Source organism: Psychrobacter sp. FME5, from assembly GCF_014861375.1.
In the GTDB taxonomy this organism is placed as follows: domain Bacteria; phylum Pseudomonadota; class Gammaproteobacteria; order Pseudomonadales; family Moraxellaceae; genus Psychrobacter.
Window position 1 is genome coordinate 1 of the sequence record NZ_RRYX01000083.1, and the last position, 13,686, is coordinate 13,686.

Annotated in this window: 10 protein-coding genes and 2 pseudogenes; 4 read left to right on the forward strand and 8 right to left on the reverse strand. The window is 42.8% G+C overall.

What is annotated here, in order from left to right; all coding sequences use genetic code 11:
• Positions 1-57: 57 nt before the first annotated feature.
• Positions 58-216 carry a DUF1176 domain-containing protein gene (locus tag EI161_RS10495; RefSeq protein ID WP_225735341.1) on the forward strand — a complete coding sequence of 53 codons (159 nt, stop codon included), beginning with the start codon at positions 58-60 and terminating at the stop codon, positions 214-216.
• A gap of 128 nt (positions 217-344) precedes the next feature.
• Here the strand turns inward: EI161_RS10495 and EI161_RS10500 are convergent, their stop codons facing one another.
• The gene (locus EI161_RS10500) at positions 345-563 is read right to left on the reverse strand and encodes a DUF2788 domain-containing protein (RefSeq protein ID WP_192524959.1); all 219 of its coding nucleotides are present in this window, start codon (positions 561-563) and stop codon (positions 345-347) included.
• A 928-nt stretch (positions 564-1,491) separates the two neighbouring features.
• On the opposite strand from EI161_RS10500, the gene argS reads away from it, so the two are divergent.
• From argS to EI161_RS10515, 3 genes are all read left to right on the forward strand, one after another.
• Positions 1,492-3,321, forward strand: a complete 1,830-nt coding sequence (gene argS, locus EI161_RS10505; protein WP_192524701.1) for an arginine--tRNA ligase — start codon at positions 1,492-1,494, stop codon at positions 3,319-3,321.
• A gap of 85 nt (positions 3,322-3,406) precedes the next feature.
• Positions 3,407-4,258: an SPOR domain-containing protein gene (locus EI161_RS10510; protein WP_192524702.1), complete on the forward strand. Its 852-nt coding sequence runs from the start codon at positions 3,407-3,409 to the stop codon at positions 4,256-4,258.
• A gap of 141 nt (positions 4,259-4,399) precedes the next feature.
• On the forward strand, positions 4,400-5,494 hold the full coding sequence (locus EI161_RS10515; protein WP_192524703.1) for a PTS transporter subunit IIC: 1,095 nt from the start codon (positions 4,400-4,402) through the stop codon (positions 5,492-5,494).
• A 201-nt stretch (positions 5,495-5,695) separates the two neighbouring features.
• On the opposite strand, the gene EI161_RS10520 is transcribed toward EI161_RS10515, so the two are convergent.
• The 7 genes and pseudogenes from EI161_RS10520 to EI161_RS10550 all read right to left on the reverse strand — a co-directional run.
• Entirely contained in the window at positions 5,696-6,682 is a 987-nt protein-coding gene (locus tag EI161_RS10520; RefSeq protein ID WP_192524704.1) for a c-type cytochrome, read from the reverse strand.
• Between the two features lie 447 nt (positions 6,683-7,129).
• Positions 7,130-8,065, reverse strand: a pseudogene (locus EI161_RS10525) (SDR family NAD(P)-dependent oxidoreductase).
• Between the two features lie 323 nt (positions 8,066-8,388).
• Positions 8,389-9,663: an ATP-dependent protease ATP-binding subunit ClpX gene (clpX, locus tag EI161_RS10530; RefSeq protein WP_192524774.1), complete on the reverse strand. Its 1,275-nt coding sequence runs from the start codon at positions 9,661-9,663 to the stop codon at positions 8,389-8,391.
• A 127-nt stretch (positions 9,664-9,790) separates the two neighbouring features.
• Positions 9,791-10,468 carry an ATP-dependent Clp endopeptidase proteolytic subunit ClpP gene (gene clpP, locus EI161_RS10535; RefSeq protein ID WP_413038395.1) on the reverse strand — a complete coding sequence of 226 codons (678 nt, stop codon included), beginning with the start codon at positions 10,466-10,468 and terminating at the stop codon, positions 9,791-9,793.
• A gap of 502 nt (positions 10,469-10,970) precedes the next feature.
• Positions 10,971-12,314, reverse strand: coding sequence for a trigger factor (gene tig / locus EI161_RS10540; RefSeq protein WP_192524773.1), 1,344 nt, complete (start codon positions 12,312-12,314; stop codon positions 10,971-10,973).
• Positions 12,315-12,834: 520 nt separating this feature from the next.
• Complete coding sequence (rdgB, locus tag EI161_RS10545) at positions 12,835-13,506, reverse strand: RdgB/HAM1 family non-canonical purine NTP pyrophosphatase (protein ID WP_225735340.1); 672 nt, start codon at positions 13,504-13,506, stop codon at positions 12,835-12,837.
• Positions 13,507-13,564: 58 nt separating this feature from the next.
• Positions 13,565-13,686: pseudogene (locus EI161_RS10550) on the reverse strand (IS982 family transposase); the annotation flags it as partial.

The following is a 13,686-nucleotide window of genomic DNA, read 5'->3' on the forward strand; positions in this document are numbered from 1 at the left end:
TCATCGAGTCGTTAGTTTACCAAGTTTATCTCTACGGTTTCTTCAGCATAGCTCAGTCTGGGCGACTGTTGGTCGATGAAAGAGTGGGTCTGGAATGGAGAGATATTTAACAAAACGCTTGAGCAGACGACAGGATTATGTCGCCTGATAGAGGCTGGTGGCGCGTGGGATTTACCAACTTACGTCAGTGACGTTATCTCACAGTCAAATAAGTGAGCGATGTTTTTTAAAACAACCGTATAAATAACGTTGCTGACGATCTTGGAGGCTACTGATTATTATTAGCAATATTATTTATTAACGATAAGATCGGTAACGCTATCAGTGAGGCATCATAGCTTTACTTAGATAAACCATTTTCCAAAGGCGAACTCTATTAGAACTTTGAGGATAAATCCTATAAAGCCGGCACCAAGCGCTAAAAACATCCAAAAAGTACCAGCGCGACCAGCATCAGATTGTTTAGATAAGTCCCAGATAATAAAGAATAAGAAAGCAATAAATATGGGCAATAAGACATACATTCCCCAGCTGGTGACGGTACTAGCTGCAATAGCGAACATGGCTTTATCCTGTATATAAAACAATAGTAAAGTACCGCATTCTCTATTAAGGCTTTTATGGTTTTTTATAAAAAATAATTATGTATAGAGAAAGCAGGCAATAATGGGCATTATTATAACTCGGAAACGAACAGGTATAAACTGCTGCTCAAGAACTAGACAACAGTAACGCTACAATTAGCACGACTGACTTGTCAGTACCCACCTCAACTATGACTTATTGATAACGCTTTAATTTGATTTATGATGAGTGAAAACGCATATAGTTAAAATACTTTAAAAACGCTACGATACTGCGGGTATAGTTTTTTTGCAGCCCCTGTCTGCGTAGGCACAGCAAGCAAGAAAAAACGGTACCTGCAGTACGTGATATAGCGATATTACTTCTCACTGACTATATAAGGCTTTGCATCATATTAATGACGATTGTTGAACGTTATTAGGGGCTGTATAGAATTCAGCTAAGGAACTGACAGAGACTATTTTTTAGGCAATTCGACGCCAAAAATAGTAAGTTTAGTCATTCTAAGCGCGATAGTTTTGGCTATGAAGTGGCAAAAAATAGTCCTGTTCCTTCGGACTGATGCTAAAATCGCCCCAGACGTTGTTGTAAATCTAGCTAAGGTCTCGACATTACCTTCGATTTACGCCTAGTCTGGAATTATTTTAGCGATCAGCAGTCCTAATAGATGAATTCTATACAGCCCCTATAAGTACTGGCTGCCATAACCATAAGATTTTAGGGCTAATTTTGGTGCAAATGGTGCAATAAAGCGCAAAGATTGTTATATTTACAGGTTACTTATATTTTTACATTATTTTATCCCTTGCAATGTCGGTCGCCATTATAATACGCAGTTATTAACTGTTTGCATCCACCACATTTTTACCCCGTTTTTGTTGTTTATTTAATTGAGTTCAAATCCCTATGTCACAAGCCCAAATTGATACCCTTGCTTCACTATTTAACGATGCTATTACTACTTTACAAGCAGATGGCACTCTACCAGCTGACTGGAAAAACAACAGCCAAATCACCCGTACTAAAGACCTGAGTCATGGTGATTTTGCCAGCAACATCGCGCTTACTGCTGCCAAAGCCGCCAAGGTCAACCCGCGCCAGCTTGCCGAAAAAATCGTCAATGCTCTGCCCGAAAATCAAAATATTCGCCAAGTAGAAATCGCAGGTCCTGGGTTTATTAATGTTTTCTTAAATGCGGAAGCCAAGTTTGCCGTATTAGACGATATCTTTACCTTGCAAGACCGCTTTGGTTTAAGTAAGCAGTTTGATGGTCAAAAAGTACAAGTTGAATTCGTCTCTGCCAATCCAACCTCTAGTTTGCATGTCGGTCACGGACGCGGTGCTGCCTTTGGTATGAGCGTGGCAAACTTGCTTGAAGCGATTGGCTATGACGTCACGCGTGAGTATTATGTCAATGATGCCGGTCGTCAAATGGATATCTTGGCCACCAGCACCTATTTGCGTTATCTAGAAGCCAATGGCGAACAAATAACCTTCCCAGTTAATGGTTATCAGGGTGACTATGTCAGTGATATTGCTCAAACGCTAAAAGCACAACATGGTACTAGCTATGTGCATGATTTTGCAAAAATCGCTAAAGATGTGCCAGAAGACGCTCAGTTTGAGATAAATACTGATGGCGAAAAAACACTGCTATCAGGCGATAAAGAAGCGCACATCGATGGTCTAATTGCCAATAGCAAAGCATTACTTGGCGATGGTTATGAGCTGTTTTTAAATGCTGCGTTGAGTAGTATTTTGGCCGACATCAAAGATGACCTAAATGACTTTGGCGTGAGTTACGAATGCTGGTTTAGCGAAAGGTCGATTGATAGTGAAATTGAGCCAGTCTTACAAATCTTAGATGAAAAAGGCTATCTATACGAAAAAGATGGCAATATTTGGTTCAAATCGACCGATTTTGGCGATGAAAAAGACCGTGTGGTCCGCCGTGCCAATGGTCAATCTACCTACTTTGCCTCTGATATTGCCTATCATAAAAATAAATTTGATCGCGGTTTTGATAGAGTCATTAACGTCTGGGGTGCAGACCACCATGGTTATGTACCGCGAGTAAGGGCGGCTTTATTAGCGCTTGGCATCGATGCTGAGCGTCTCGATGTGGTGCTGGTACAGTTTGTCGCACTATGGCGCGGCAGTGAAAAAGTGCAGATGTCATCTCGCTCGGGCAAATTTGTGACCTTACGCGAACTGCGCCAGGAAGTTGGCAATGATGCGGCGCGTTTTTATTATGTCGCGCGTAAGCCTGAAGTGCATGTTGATTTTGACTTAGAGCTTGCCAAATCACAGAGTAAAGACAACCAAGTGTATTACATCCAATATGCGCATGCACGTGTTTGCCGAGTATTAGAAAAACTAGAAAACAGCGGCTTTGTAGTAGACGATGCGATCGGCTTGCAGCAGCAAAACTTACTCAGCGCACCGAACGAAGATGAGCTGATTAAACTGCTAGCGGGATATCCAGCGACATTGCTGCGTGCAGCGACGGGTTACGAGCCGCATGTATTGACCAATTATTTAAAAGAATTGGCAGCACTGTTCCATGGTTGGTATGACAGCAATCGTATTTTGCCCGTGAGCTTGACGTCGGGCGAGACACCAAGCTCGGATGAGATGGATTTGATGCAAGCCCGCCTGCGTTTGTCTAAAGCGGTACGCCAAGTATTGGCCAATGGGCTTAATTTATTAGGGTTGTCGGCACCGTCTAGCATGTAGCATTTATTATGTAACATAAATAGACGATTGATAGCAATAATTTGATGATAGTTGATAGTTAGATTCAGTAGGGAGATGCAAAGCCATGCTAGCCAAAAAACCTAAAGGCGCGACTGAAAAGCGTAAAACAAGTAGCGTATCAGGCTTATTATGGATGTTTGTCGGAGCAATATTGACGCTTATGATCGGGGTGTTTATATACCTATCGCCATTATTTGATTTCAGTCCCGCTGACAGAAATGCAGGTAATGATTCTGATCGTCAGGTACAGCAGCGTGTCGATACTGATACTGATAATGGGGATTATGAGTTTTACGATATTTTACCCAATCAAGAAATGGCCACTATTCCTGATGAAGATTTTGGTGAAACCAGTAACCGTCCATTAGGACAAACCTCTGACTTTGAGCCTGATGTGGTCGTCAATCAACCAGAAGATACTGCCTCGAATCGTAACGATGATACAGGTAATTTTGGTATCTCTGAAAACACAGTTATCACACCAAGCCGTGATAGCAGTGGTAACAACGCTGCCACTAATAATAGCGGTGATGATGGCGATATTGTTGTTGTCGAAGAGGATGCGACTTACGATGGTTCGACGCCTGCTAGCAACAATAATGCCAATCGAACTAACAATGCCAATCGAACCAACAGTACTGGCTCAGGTGCTGCCAACATTCAAGCGGCCAAACCCGCTGCTACCTATATTTTGCAGATCAATAGCTTTGGTGATGCTGATGAAGCGGACCGCCGCCGTGCACAGGTGCTAATGGCAGGTGTAGATGCTAAAGTGGTGAAAAATACTACAGGTAGTGGTTTGCCAATCTATCAAGTGATTTCACGGCCGATGAATAACCGTCAAGCAGTCACTACTGCTCAGCAGCGCCTACAGAATAATGGTATTGATTCTATTATCGTTGAACAGCGTCGTTAGGTTAAGTTGCTTGGAATAGCTTTAGTGGTTGATTTATAATAAAAAAGCGTCGCAATGACGCTTTTTTTATCTCTTATTTTTAGTAAAGTTTTACTCAGATTTTAATTTTATCTCATTAACACTTCTACAAAGAGTATAGCTATGACGGTATCGACTTCAGCAACGCCACCTACGGACATGATTAAAGCCTTTTTTCAGAAGTATTTTATCGATGCATTTACTGGCATGGCTTTAGGGCTATTTGTCACGTTAATTGCGGGTCTTATCATCTCACAAATCGGTGGTTGGTTAAATTTACCTGCATTGGTCGCGGTGGGTAAGCTGGCATCGGTATTAATGGGAGCGGGTATCGGGGTAGGCATTGCTTATTATCTCAAAGCACCGACGCTAGTCATGCTCAGCTGTTTGGTGGCAGGAATGCTTGGTGCTCATTCTGAAGCGCTGATGGCAGGGACGATCTTTACCCCGCAAGTGGGAGGGCCTGCGACGTTTGTTGCTTTACCTGGGAACCCAATCGGTGCCTATTTAACGTCCGTATTTGCTTATCGTGCGGGCACTTGGGTCGCGGGCAAGACCAAGCTTGATATTTTACTCGTGCCCTTATTAGTGTGTGCGGTGGCATTGGCCGTGTGTGCGTTGTTGAATCCTCCTGTCGTTGCGGCAGTCAATGCCATTGGTCAGGGTATTCAAGCGGCCACTGAGTTACAGCCGCTATTAATGGGTATTGTCATTGCGGTGGTGGTTGGTATTTTATTGACATTACCGACATCTAGTGCCGCCATTTGCATTGCCATTGGGCTTGGTGGCCTTGCGGGCGGGGCCGCAGTAGTAGGCTGTGCGGCGCATATGATTGGTTTTGCCGTTGCGGGCTTTAAAGATAATGGTGTTAGCGGTGTGGTATCGCAGGGGTTGGGCACCAGTATGCTACAGATTCCCAATGTCCTTAGAAAGCCCATCGTTTTATTGCCTGCTGTCATAGCCAGTGCCATTGTCGGTCCCATTGCAACCGTTGGTTTCGGGCTTGCTTGTACTGCCACTGGTGCGGGTATGGGAACTGCTGGATTGGTGGGCGTGTTTGGTGTGATTGAAGCGTCACAAGAGTTGATGAGTATGACGCAGCTATGGACAGCAATTATTTTATTGATGTTTGTATTACCCGCTATCATTGCCGGTATCGTGGCTTATGTGATGCGCCGTATGGGCTGGTTGATTGAAGGTGATATGAGATTACCTTAAAAGTTTTACGAGACTGCTGGTATAGTTTTTTGCAGCCTCTGTCTGCGTAGGCACAGCAAGCAAGAAAAATTTATACCAGCAGTAGAGCCTGTATCGATATCATCTTTAAGCGACTATATTATGTTAGGTATAATGCATAAAAACCCCAGCTATTTTGATAGCTGGGGTTTTTATGGTAAATATCATAAAGGTTTTTAAAAATTAACGACGTACGTCTTTAGGCGCATCACCATTTGGCCAATCTTTCTCTTTATTGGCTTTTACAGGGCGTGGCAAGTGGGTAAAGTAAGCTGCAATATCGACTGCTTCTTGGTCGCTGAGCGAGTTGCCTTGACCGAACGGCATTTTGCCTTTGATAAATGATGCTGCGGTATAGGTACGCGCCATACCCGCACCGTCGTTGAATGACTTATCACCAGCGACTGCTGGATAGAGGTAAGTGCCATCATCGTTGTATTGACCTTCGCCATTCTCTCCATGACAAACCGTACATTTTTCAGCAAATAACTTTTTGCCATTATCGGTATTTGGCTCTAACGACTTGTCAACTTTAACAAAACCACGACCTTCAGGTGAAACACCAAAGGGTAAGTCTTGTGACAGCCAGCTCATATAAGAGACCATGGCGTTCATATCATCTGAAGCTAAGTCAAGCGGCTTACCATTCATTGAACGCTCAAAACAACCATTGATGCGCTCTTGAATCGTATTGACGCGACCCGCACGTGTACGATAAATAGGATAAATACCTGGCATGCCATTCCAAGGTGCCGCGAAGGCTTCTGCGCCATTACCTAAGTGACAACTGGTACAGTTAAGCTGGTTACCGACGTTGTCTGGTAGCTCTTTATAAGTGTGGTTAGCCAGTTGTAGGCCGCGCTTTACCGCTGCACCAAATTCATCATCTGGAATCGTTGATTGATCTGGCATTTTGATAGAAGGTTTGGCGCTTGCTGTGGTGTCGCCGCCAGTGGGCGCCGTCGTATCATTGGCAGCTGGCATGTTATCTTTTAATGCCTCTGCACGAGATTCCAAATCTTTTACACGTGCCAATGCTGCTGCTTCTTCGACACGGTCGACAGCTTTGGTATCTTCGCTATTACTACAACCCGTCACACTGGCAGCACTAATCGCAAAAATAGTCGCTACTAATAGGGAGGAGTAATTAGTATTGGGGATTTTTTTCATTGGAATATCCTTATCTTAAAAAATAATATGTAAATATAGATTTATATGGTAATTTAGATACCATAATGGCAGAAATAATTTTGTGTTTTAGATAAATAACGTGCTAAAAGTATAAGGAACATCAAGAAGCGTCCTTAGGTATTCAAGGCCATTTTAATAACTTCTCAACCCAACTCTGCCTATTAAAATCCAACAAGTAATCAATCTGTAAGATGCTAGTAATATAATTGTACCAAATACAAATAAGTAAAGTGTTTTTAAATTAAAAATAAAAGCAAATTTATTCAATAACCTATAAAAAAGAGACGGAAACTGAGATAAAAGCCAATACTGCTTACCACATCAAAAAAGGCGCTCAAACATTACCCATGTTTGAGCGCCTTTTTTGATGTGGTACTTTTTATAGCTCATTTAGTCGCTTTCGTTCAGCAGAAGGACGCGTTCTAGTCATTTCGTAGCAGCAGTTTTTGAACGTTTCTTACCTTTTAATTTACGAGATATTTTATTGATGTTATTTAATACCTGACCATAACGCGATGGGAACAGGCGCTGTACCGCATCTATCATCTTGGCATCGTTACCAATCAAGCAACGCGGTTGTTGGGTCGCGGCTGCTTGTAAAATAATCCAAGCAGCTTCACTGGCATCGAACTTTAAGAATTTATTAAAGCTGCTGATGGCTTTACGGCCGCTACGCATGCCCAGATCACTAATACTGTCATTGCCACGCGCGCTATTGGCAATATTGGTTTTAATGCCGCCTGGATGCACACAAGTTGCTGAGACACCGCAGCGCTGAATGTCTAACTCTTAGCGCAAGCTTTCGGTAAAACCACGTACGGCAAACTTACTGGCGTTATAAGCAGATTGCGAAGGCTGAGCGGTCAAACCAAATAGGCTGGAAATGTTGACGACGTGACCGTGTTCGTTAAATTGGCGTGATTTGTTGTCTATATTATGATTAGTAGACTCGCTTTGCTTCACGCTATTTTTAATCAATGGTAAGAATGCTTTGGTGCCATAGACCACACCCCAAAAATTGATACCCATGATCCATTCAAGCTCACTAATACTACTGCCTTCTACGGTTGAATAGAGTGCCACGCCAGCGTTGTTAAAGATAAAATTCACCTTACCATAATCAGCCATCACACTATCTGCCCAATCGTTAACGGCTTTGTTGTCTGAAACATCGAGTACGGTCGTGGTGGCTTTAATGTCGTAACCAATGAGCAGTTCTTGGGTTTGTGCCAATTGTTCAGCATTGATATCTGATAACGCCACGTGGCAACCCATCTGTGCCAAATGGATGGCAAGCTCACGCCCCATACCAGAGCCTGCTCCAGTAATCGCCGCGACGTGATTATGATAATAAGGCGCAATGTCGTGGTCTGTATCAGGAGAAAAAGGTAGGTGTTGACGCAAAGAGGTTGTTATAGCAGTGAGGTTATTGAGCATGATAAACAGTCCTTTGTTTAAGAGAGAAATAGTAGAAATTTCAGAGTATTTCTACCTTAGCACGATTTGTGAGGAGGGCTCATGTCGTTTAATAAACGCTGCTGTCACTCTTAAAAAGTGAATCAACTATATTGTATGTAATAAAAAATGAGAAAAATCAAGCGTAAAAAAAGCGTCTTAGCATGATGCCAGACGCTTTTTTAATAGAACAGCCAATGAATAACGGACTGTTTTAATCCAACCATGCATTAATCAATTTTAGGTGTTTTACCTTCATTAATTACTTCTGCATCAACCATGACGGTCTTAGCATCTTTCATTGATGGTAGCTCGTACATGGTTTCAAGTAGCGCGTTTTCAACGATAGAGCGCAAACCACGCGCCCCTGTTTTACGCTCCATGGCTTTTTTAGCGATGGCATCGAGGGCTTCTTGAGTAAAGCTAATATCAGCCCCTTCCATATCGAACAGATACTTATACTGTTTTACCAAAGCGTTCTTTGGTTCAGTGAGAATCTGTACCAAGGCTTCTTCGTCAAGCTCTTGTAGCGCAGCCAGTACTGGCAAACGACCAATCAGCTCAGGGATAAGACCAAACTTGATCAAATCTTCTGGCTCAACTTGCTGTAGCAAATCTGAGCTGCGTTTACTGTCATCTTTTGAGCTGATATCGGCGTTAAAACCAATACCACCTTTTTCTGTACGCTGTTGAATGACAGCATCAAGACCTGCAAACGCGCCACCAACGATGATTAAGATATTGCTAGTATCAACTTGGATCAGCTCTTGCTGTGGATGCTTACGACCGCCATGAGGCGGAATAGCAGCAACGGTGCCTTCGATAAGCTTTAGCAGAGCTTGCTGTACGCCTTCGCCTGATACGTCACGGGTGATAGACGGGTTGTCACCTTTTTTACTAATTTTATCAATCTCATCGATATAGATGATACCTTGTTCGGCTTTGCTCACATCATAGTCTGATGCTTGCAATAGCTTTTGAACGATGTTTTCAACGTCTTCACCGACATAACCCGCTTCGGTCAAAGTTGTCGCATCCGCCATCGCAAAAGGCACATCTAGCAGACGTGCTAAAGTTTGTGCCAGTAATGTTTTACCAGAACCTGTTGGACCAATCAGCAAAATATTACTTTTGGCTAGTTCAATCATTGCATCGTCAGCGCCAATTTTGGCTTTTTTGCTATCGCTGGCTAAGGTTTGGCTAACTTTTAGACGCTTATAGTGGTTATAAACCGCAACCGCCAATGCTTTCTTGGCAGCATCCTGTCCGATGACGTATTCATCAAGTTTGGCACGCAACTCTTTTGGCGTTGGTAGCTTTTTATTGACCCAAGAGGTATCGATTTCGCTATCATCATCACCGTCTTCGGCGCTGTCAGCGATTAAATCGGTACATAGCTCGATACATTCATTACAGATATTGGCATCGTCGGCGGCAATCAGCTGCTGTACATCGCTTTTGGCTTTGCCGCAAAACGAGCACTGCGGGGTGTTATCTTCTGCCATAAAAGGCGCTCCTAAAATTTAAAACTCACAAGTATTCTGATTATTGACATCAAGGCCAAAATGTATATCGTTAAGGCGCTTGATGCTTATCAAGGCTTCTGCTCTTATACGTCTACCATCACAGTAATTATAAAGAAGCAGGGCGGCGCTCTAATACTTCGTCAACCAAACCATATTCTTTGGCTTCTTTAGCATCCAACCAAAAATCACGCTCAACGTCTTTTTCGATTTTCTCTACTGGTTGACCCGTACGCTCAGCTAAAATCTCATTTAAACGGGCACGTGTTTTTAGAATTTCACGCGCGTTAATTTCGATATCTGTCGCTTGACCCTGCGCGCCGCCTGAAGGCTGATGAATCATCACGCGAGAGTTGGCTAGCGCATAACGTTTGCCTTTTTCACCTGCCGCAAGCAAGAATGAACCCATGCTATAAGCGCCGCCCATACAGATAGTCGATACTTCTGGCTTGATAAAGTTCATGGTATCAAAAATCGCTAAACCAGCACTCACTGAGCCGCCTGGTGAGTTGATGTATAAATGAATGTCTTTGTCAGGGTTTTCTGCTTCTAAGAATAATAATTGAGCGACGATTAGATTGGCCATATGGTCTTCGACTTGACCGGTCAAAAAGATAACGCGTTCACGCAATAGGCGCGAAAAGATATCAAACGAGCGTTCACCGCGAGATGACTGCTCAACCACCATCGGTACTAATGCGGCTTGAGTCGTGCTTTGTACATTGTCATGCGCACTCATGAGCATATCAAAATGCGGGTTGGCAGTGATGCGATCATAATCTGTCATAAAGATGTCCTGTTTATAAGTATATAGAATAAAGGGATTAAGGTTAGCTGCTGGCTAAATTTTTATTGGTGGTTATCATTGTAAACATTGCTGGCTTGTAATAAAACCTATCCGCTAATAAAAATTATCAAGGCCAATAAAAGGCAGTTAATATTGAAAGTCGCCAATAATAATGCCTACTAACAATAGCCGCAAAAAAATAATTGAGCCAATGGTAACTTTTTTATTAGAGTAATAGTAACGTTTTAATGTGAAAAATGACTTTGTATTAATAACATGAGTGTTCTTAATAATATGAGTGACTCCCTATTAATAAGGCGTCTGTACACATTTATCAAGGGGCTCAGCTATAAACTGTTTATAAAGATAGCCTTGACCCTTTGTCAGAGTACCAATAAAAATGCCCTAACAATGTGTTAGGGCATTTTTGGTTCAAGCTAAGCTATCTACCAATTAATGGCAATTTGCAAAGTTAGCTCCTAAGAAGTTATCTCTTAAGAATTTACATCGCTTGTTGCTGCTGTTGCTGAGCGGCTAGCAAGTCTTGGTAGCTGACTTCTTTGTCCGTCACTTTACCTTGCTCGATTAGATAATCAACCACTTGGTCTTCTAGTACCACAGACTCAATGTTAGCGCGTTGCTGTTTATCATTGGTATAGTACTCGATGACTTCTGCTGGATCTTCGTAGTTTTCAGCGGCTTCTTTGATGAAGCTTTCAACGCGCTCTTGATCGACTTCTAAGCCTTTGGTGTCGATAACGCGAGCAACGATGATGCCAAGACGGGCAGCACGTAACGCTTGTTCTTCGAACAGCTCGTTTGGCAGCATGTCTTTATCGAAGCTATCAGCATTGGCACCAAACTGCTGAGAAAAACGCTGCATCATCATGTTGCGCTGACGCTCAATTTCTTGCTCTAGCATGGCGTTCGGTACGTCAAACTCGTTCTTTTCTAGTAGTGCGTCAAAAGTCGCTTGTTTCACTTGGCTACGTGCTGCGTTTTTGATTTCGCGTTCCATGTTTTTGCGCACGTCTTCTTTTAACTTCTCAACACCGCCTTCTGTTACGCCGAATAGCTCAAGGAACTCTTCGTTGATTTCAGGCAATTTAGATCTTTCGACCAGTTTTACGTTGATTTTGAATTGTGCTTCTTTACCAGCCAAGTTTTCAGCTTGGTAATCTTCTGGGAAGGTCACGTCGATGACTTTTTCTTCGCCAGCTTTCATGCCTTTAATGCCAGTCTCAAAACCTGGAATCATTTGGTTGCTACCGATGACCAGTTTGAAGTCCTCAGATGAACCACCTTCAAATTTCTCACCGTCGATTGTACCTTCAAAATCAAAGGTTACTTGGTTGTCTTTTGCCGCCATGCCTTTTTTCTCGACGAACTCTTCACGTTGCTTTTGTAGGTTTTCGATCATGGTGTCGACGTCTTCTTCGTTAACCGTCGCAGTGTGACGCTCAACTTCGATTTCATCGATACCTTGAACTTCAACTTCTGGGAAGATTTCGACAGTCGCTTGATAAACTAAGAAATCATCTTCAAGTTTTACGTCGTCGATGTTAGGCATACCAACGGCGCGGATGTCTTCAGATTTGATCGCTTCAAAGACCGTATCACGGATCACATCGTTGATCACTTCTTGTTGAATGCCAGCACCGTACTGTGAACGGATATGTGACATTGGAACGTTACCTTTACGGAAACCGTCAATTTTGGCAGTTTTCGCAACTTGGCGAATACGGCCTTCAACTTTGTTTTGGATTTTTTCAACGGGCACTTTAACCGTTAGCTGAGTTTCTTTATTAGAAAGCTTGTTGGTTGTGACTTGTAAATCTGTAGCCATGTTCATTACACCTTTAGGATTAAATAATAAATAATAGGCAATCGTGCCCCAAAATACGGGCGCTTACTGTCGATTGCCGTTGGAATAAATAGGGGACATCGGTAGCTAGCAGCTCGGTAGTCAATGCCTTTAGTCATTACCGCGGGCACTAAATGATACTAAAAAGCGAAGCTATTTATCTTAATAGACACTACAAATATCAATAATAAAGCGTTAATAGGTCGCATAATAACGTTTTTTGCTCAATTATGCAGGCAAATAACGGCTTTCAGCAAAATTTTAAAAGTAGAACAGTATAATCTATCTGTTTATTAAAGTAAAAATTATCTGTTTACGGTCAAGTGAATTTAAATCTATAGTCAGTCCTAAATAAAATAAGTACAAATATTATCACGTGTTACTGGGACAAATTTTTCTTGCTTGCTGTGCCTGCGCAGACAGAGGCTACGCAAAATTTATCCCAGTAGTACTGTATTTTTTTATAGTGGAACGGCTATATTACATTTATAGTCCATTACACCTATAAAGGCAGCTGCGCCAATAATTGCTCAATCGCCTGTCCACGATGACTGATGCGGTTTTTATCAGCAGCGCTCAAGCTGGCAGCAGTCGCTTGCAGCTCTGGCAACCAAAACAGCGGATCATAGCCAAAGCCGCCCTCACCATGGGGCGTCTCTAAAATCTCACCGTGCCACAATCCTTGCGCGATAATCGGTAGCGGATCATCGGCATGACGAACCATGGCCAATACACAAACAAATAGCCCTTTAATCGGTTCGTTAGTCTGCGCATCGCGAATGGGCTGTAAGTCAGCAATAAGCTTGGCATTATTTTTGTCATCGTTACCATGCTCACCGGCATAGCGCGCAGAGTAAATACCCGGTGCGTTGCCCAGTACGGGTACACAAATCCCTGAATCATCCGCAATCGCTGGTAGTCCGCTGGCTCGGCTGGCATGTCGCGCTTTGATAATGGCGTTTTCTATAAAGCTCAGCCCATCTTCAATCGCATCATCGATATCAAGCTGACCTTGCGGGACGATGGTGACGTTTAAATTGGCGTCATCAAACAGTCTTTTAAACTCAGCAAGTTTGCCTTTATTGTTACTGGCAAGCACCCATTGATTAGCGGCTGCTGCTTGGCTCGATGGTGTGGCCTGTGAATAGGCTTCATTTGCGCTCGTCGTACTCATAGTGTCCGTCCAGCATTGGTTGTTTATTAAGAAGTATTTTATGTTTTAAACCCCACTCTCAACTTGAAATAAGCAACTCAAACTGAAGAGGCGGGTTACCAAGTTTTTTGTTGAGTACAAAGCATAGATTATGTGACAGAATCTTACGAATCAATCGATGAGACAAATGCCATAAATCTC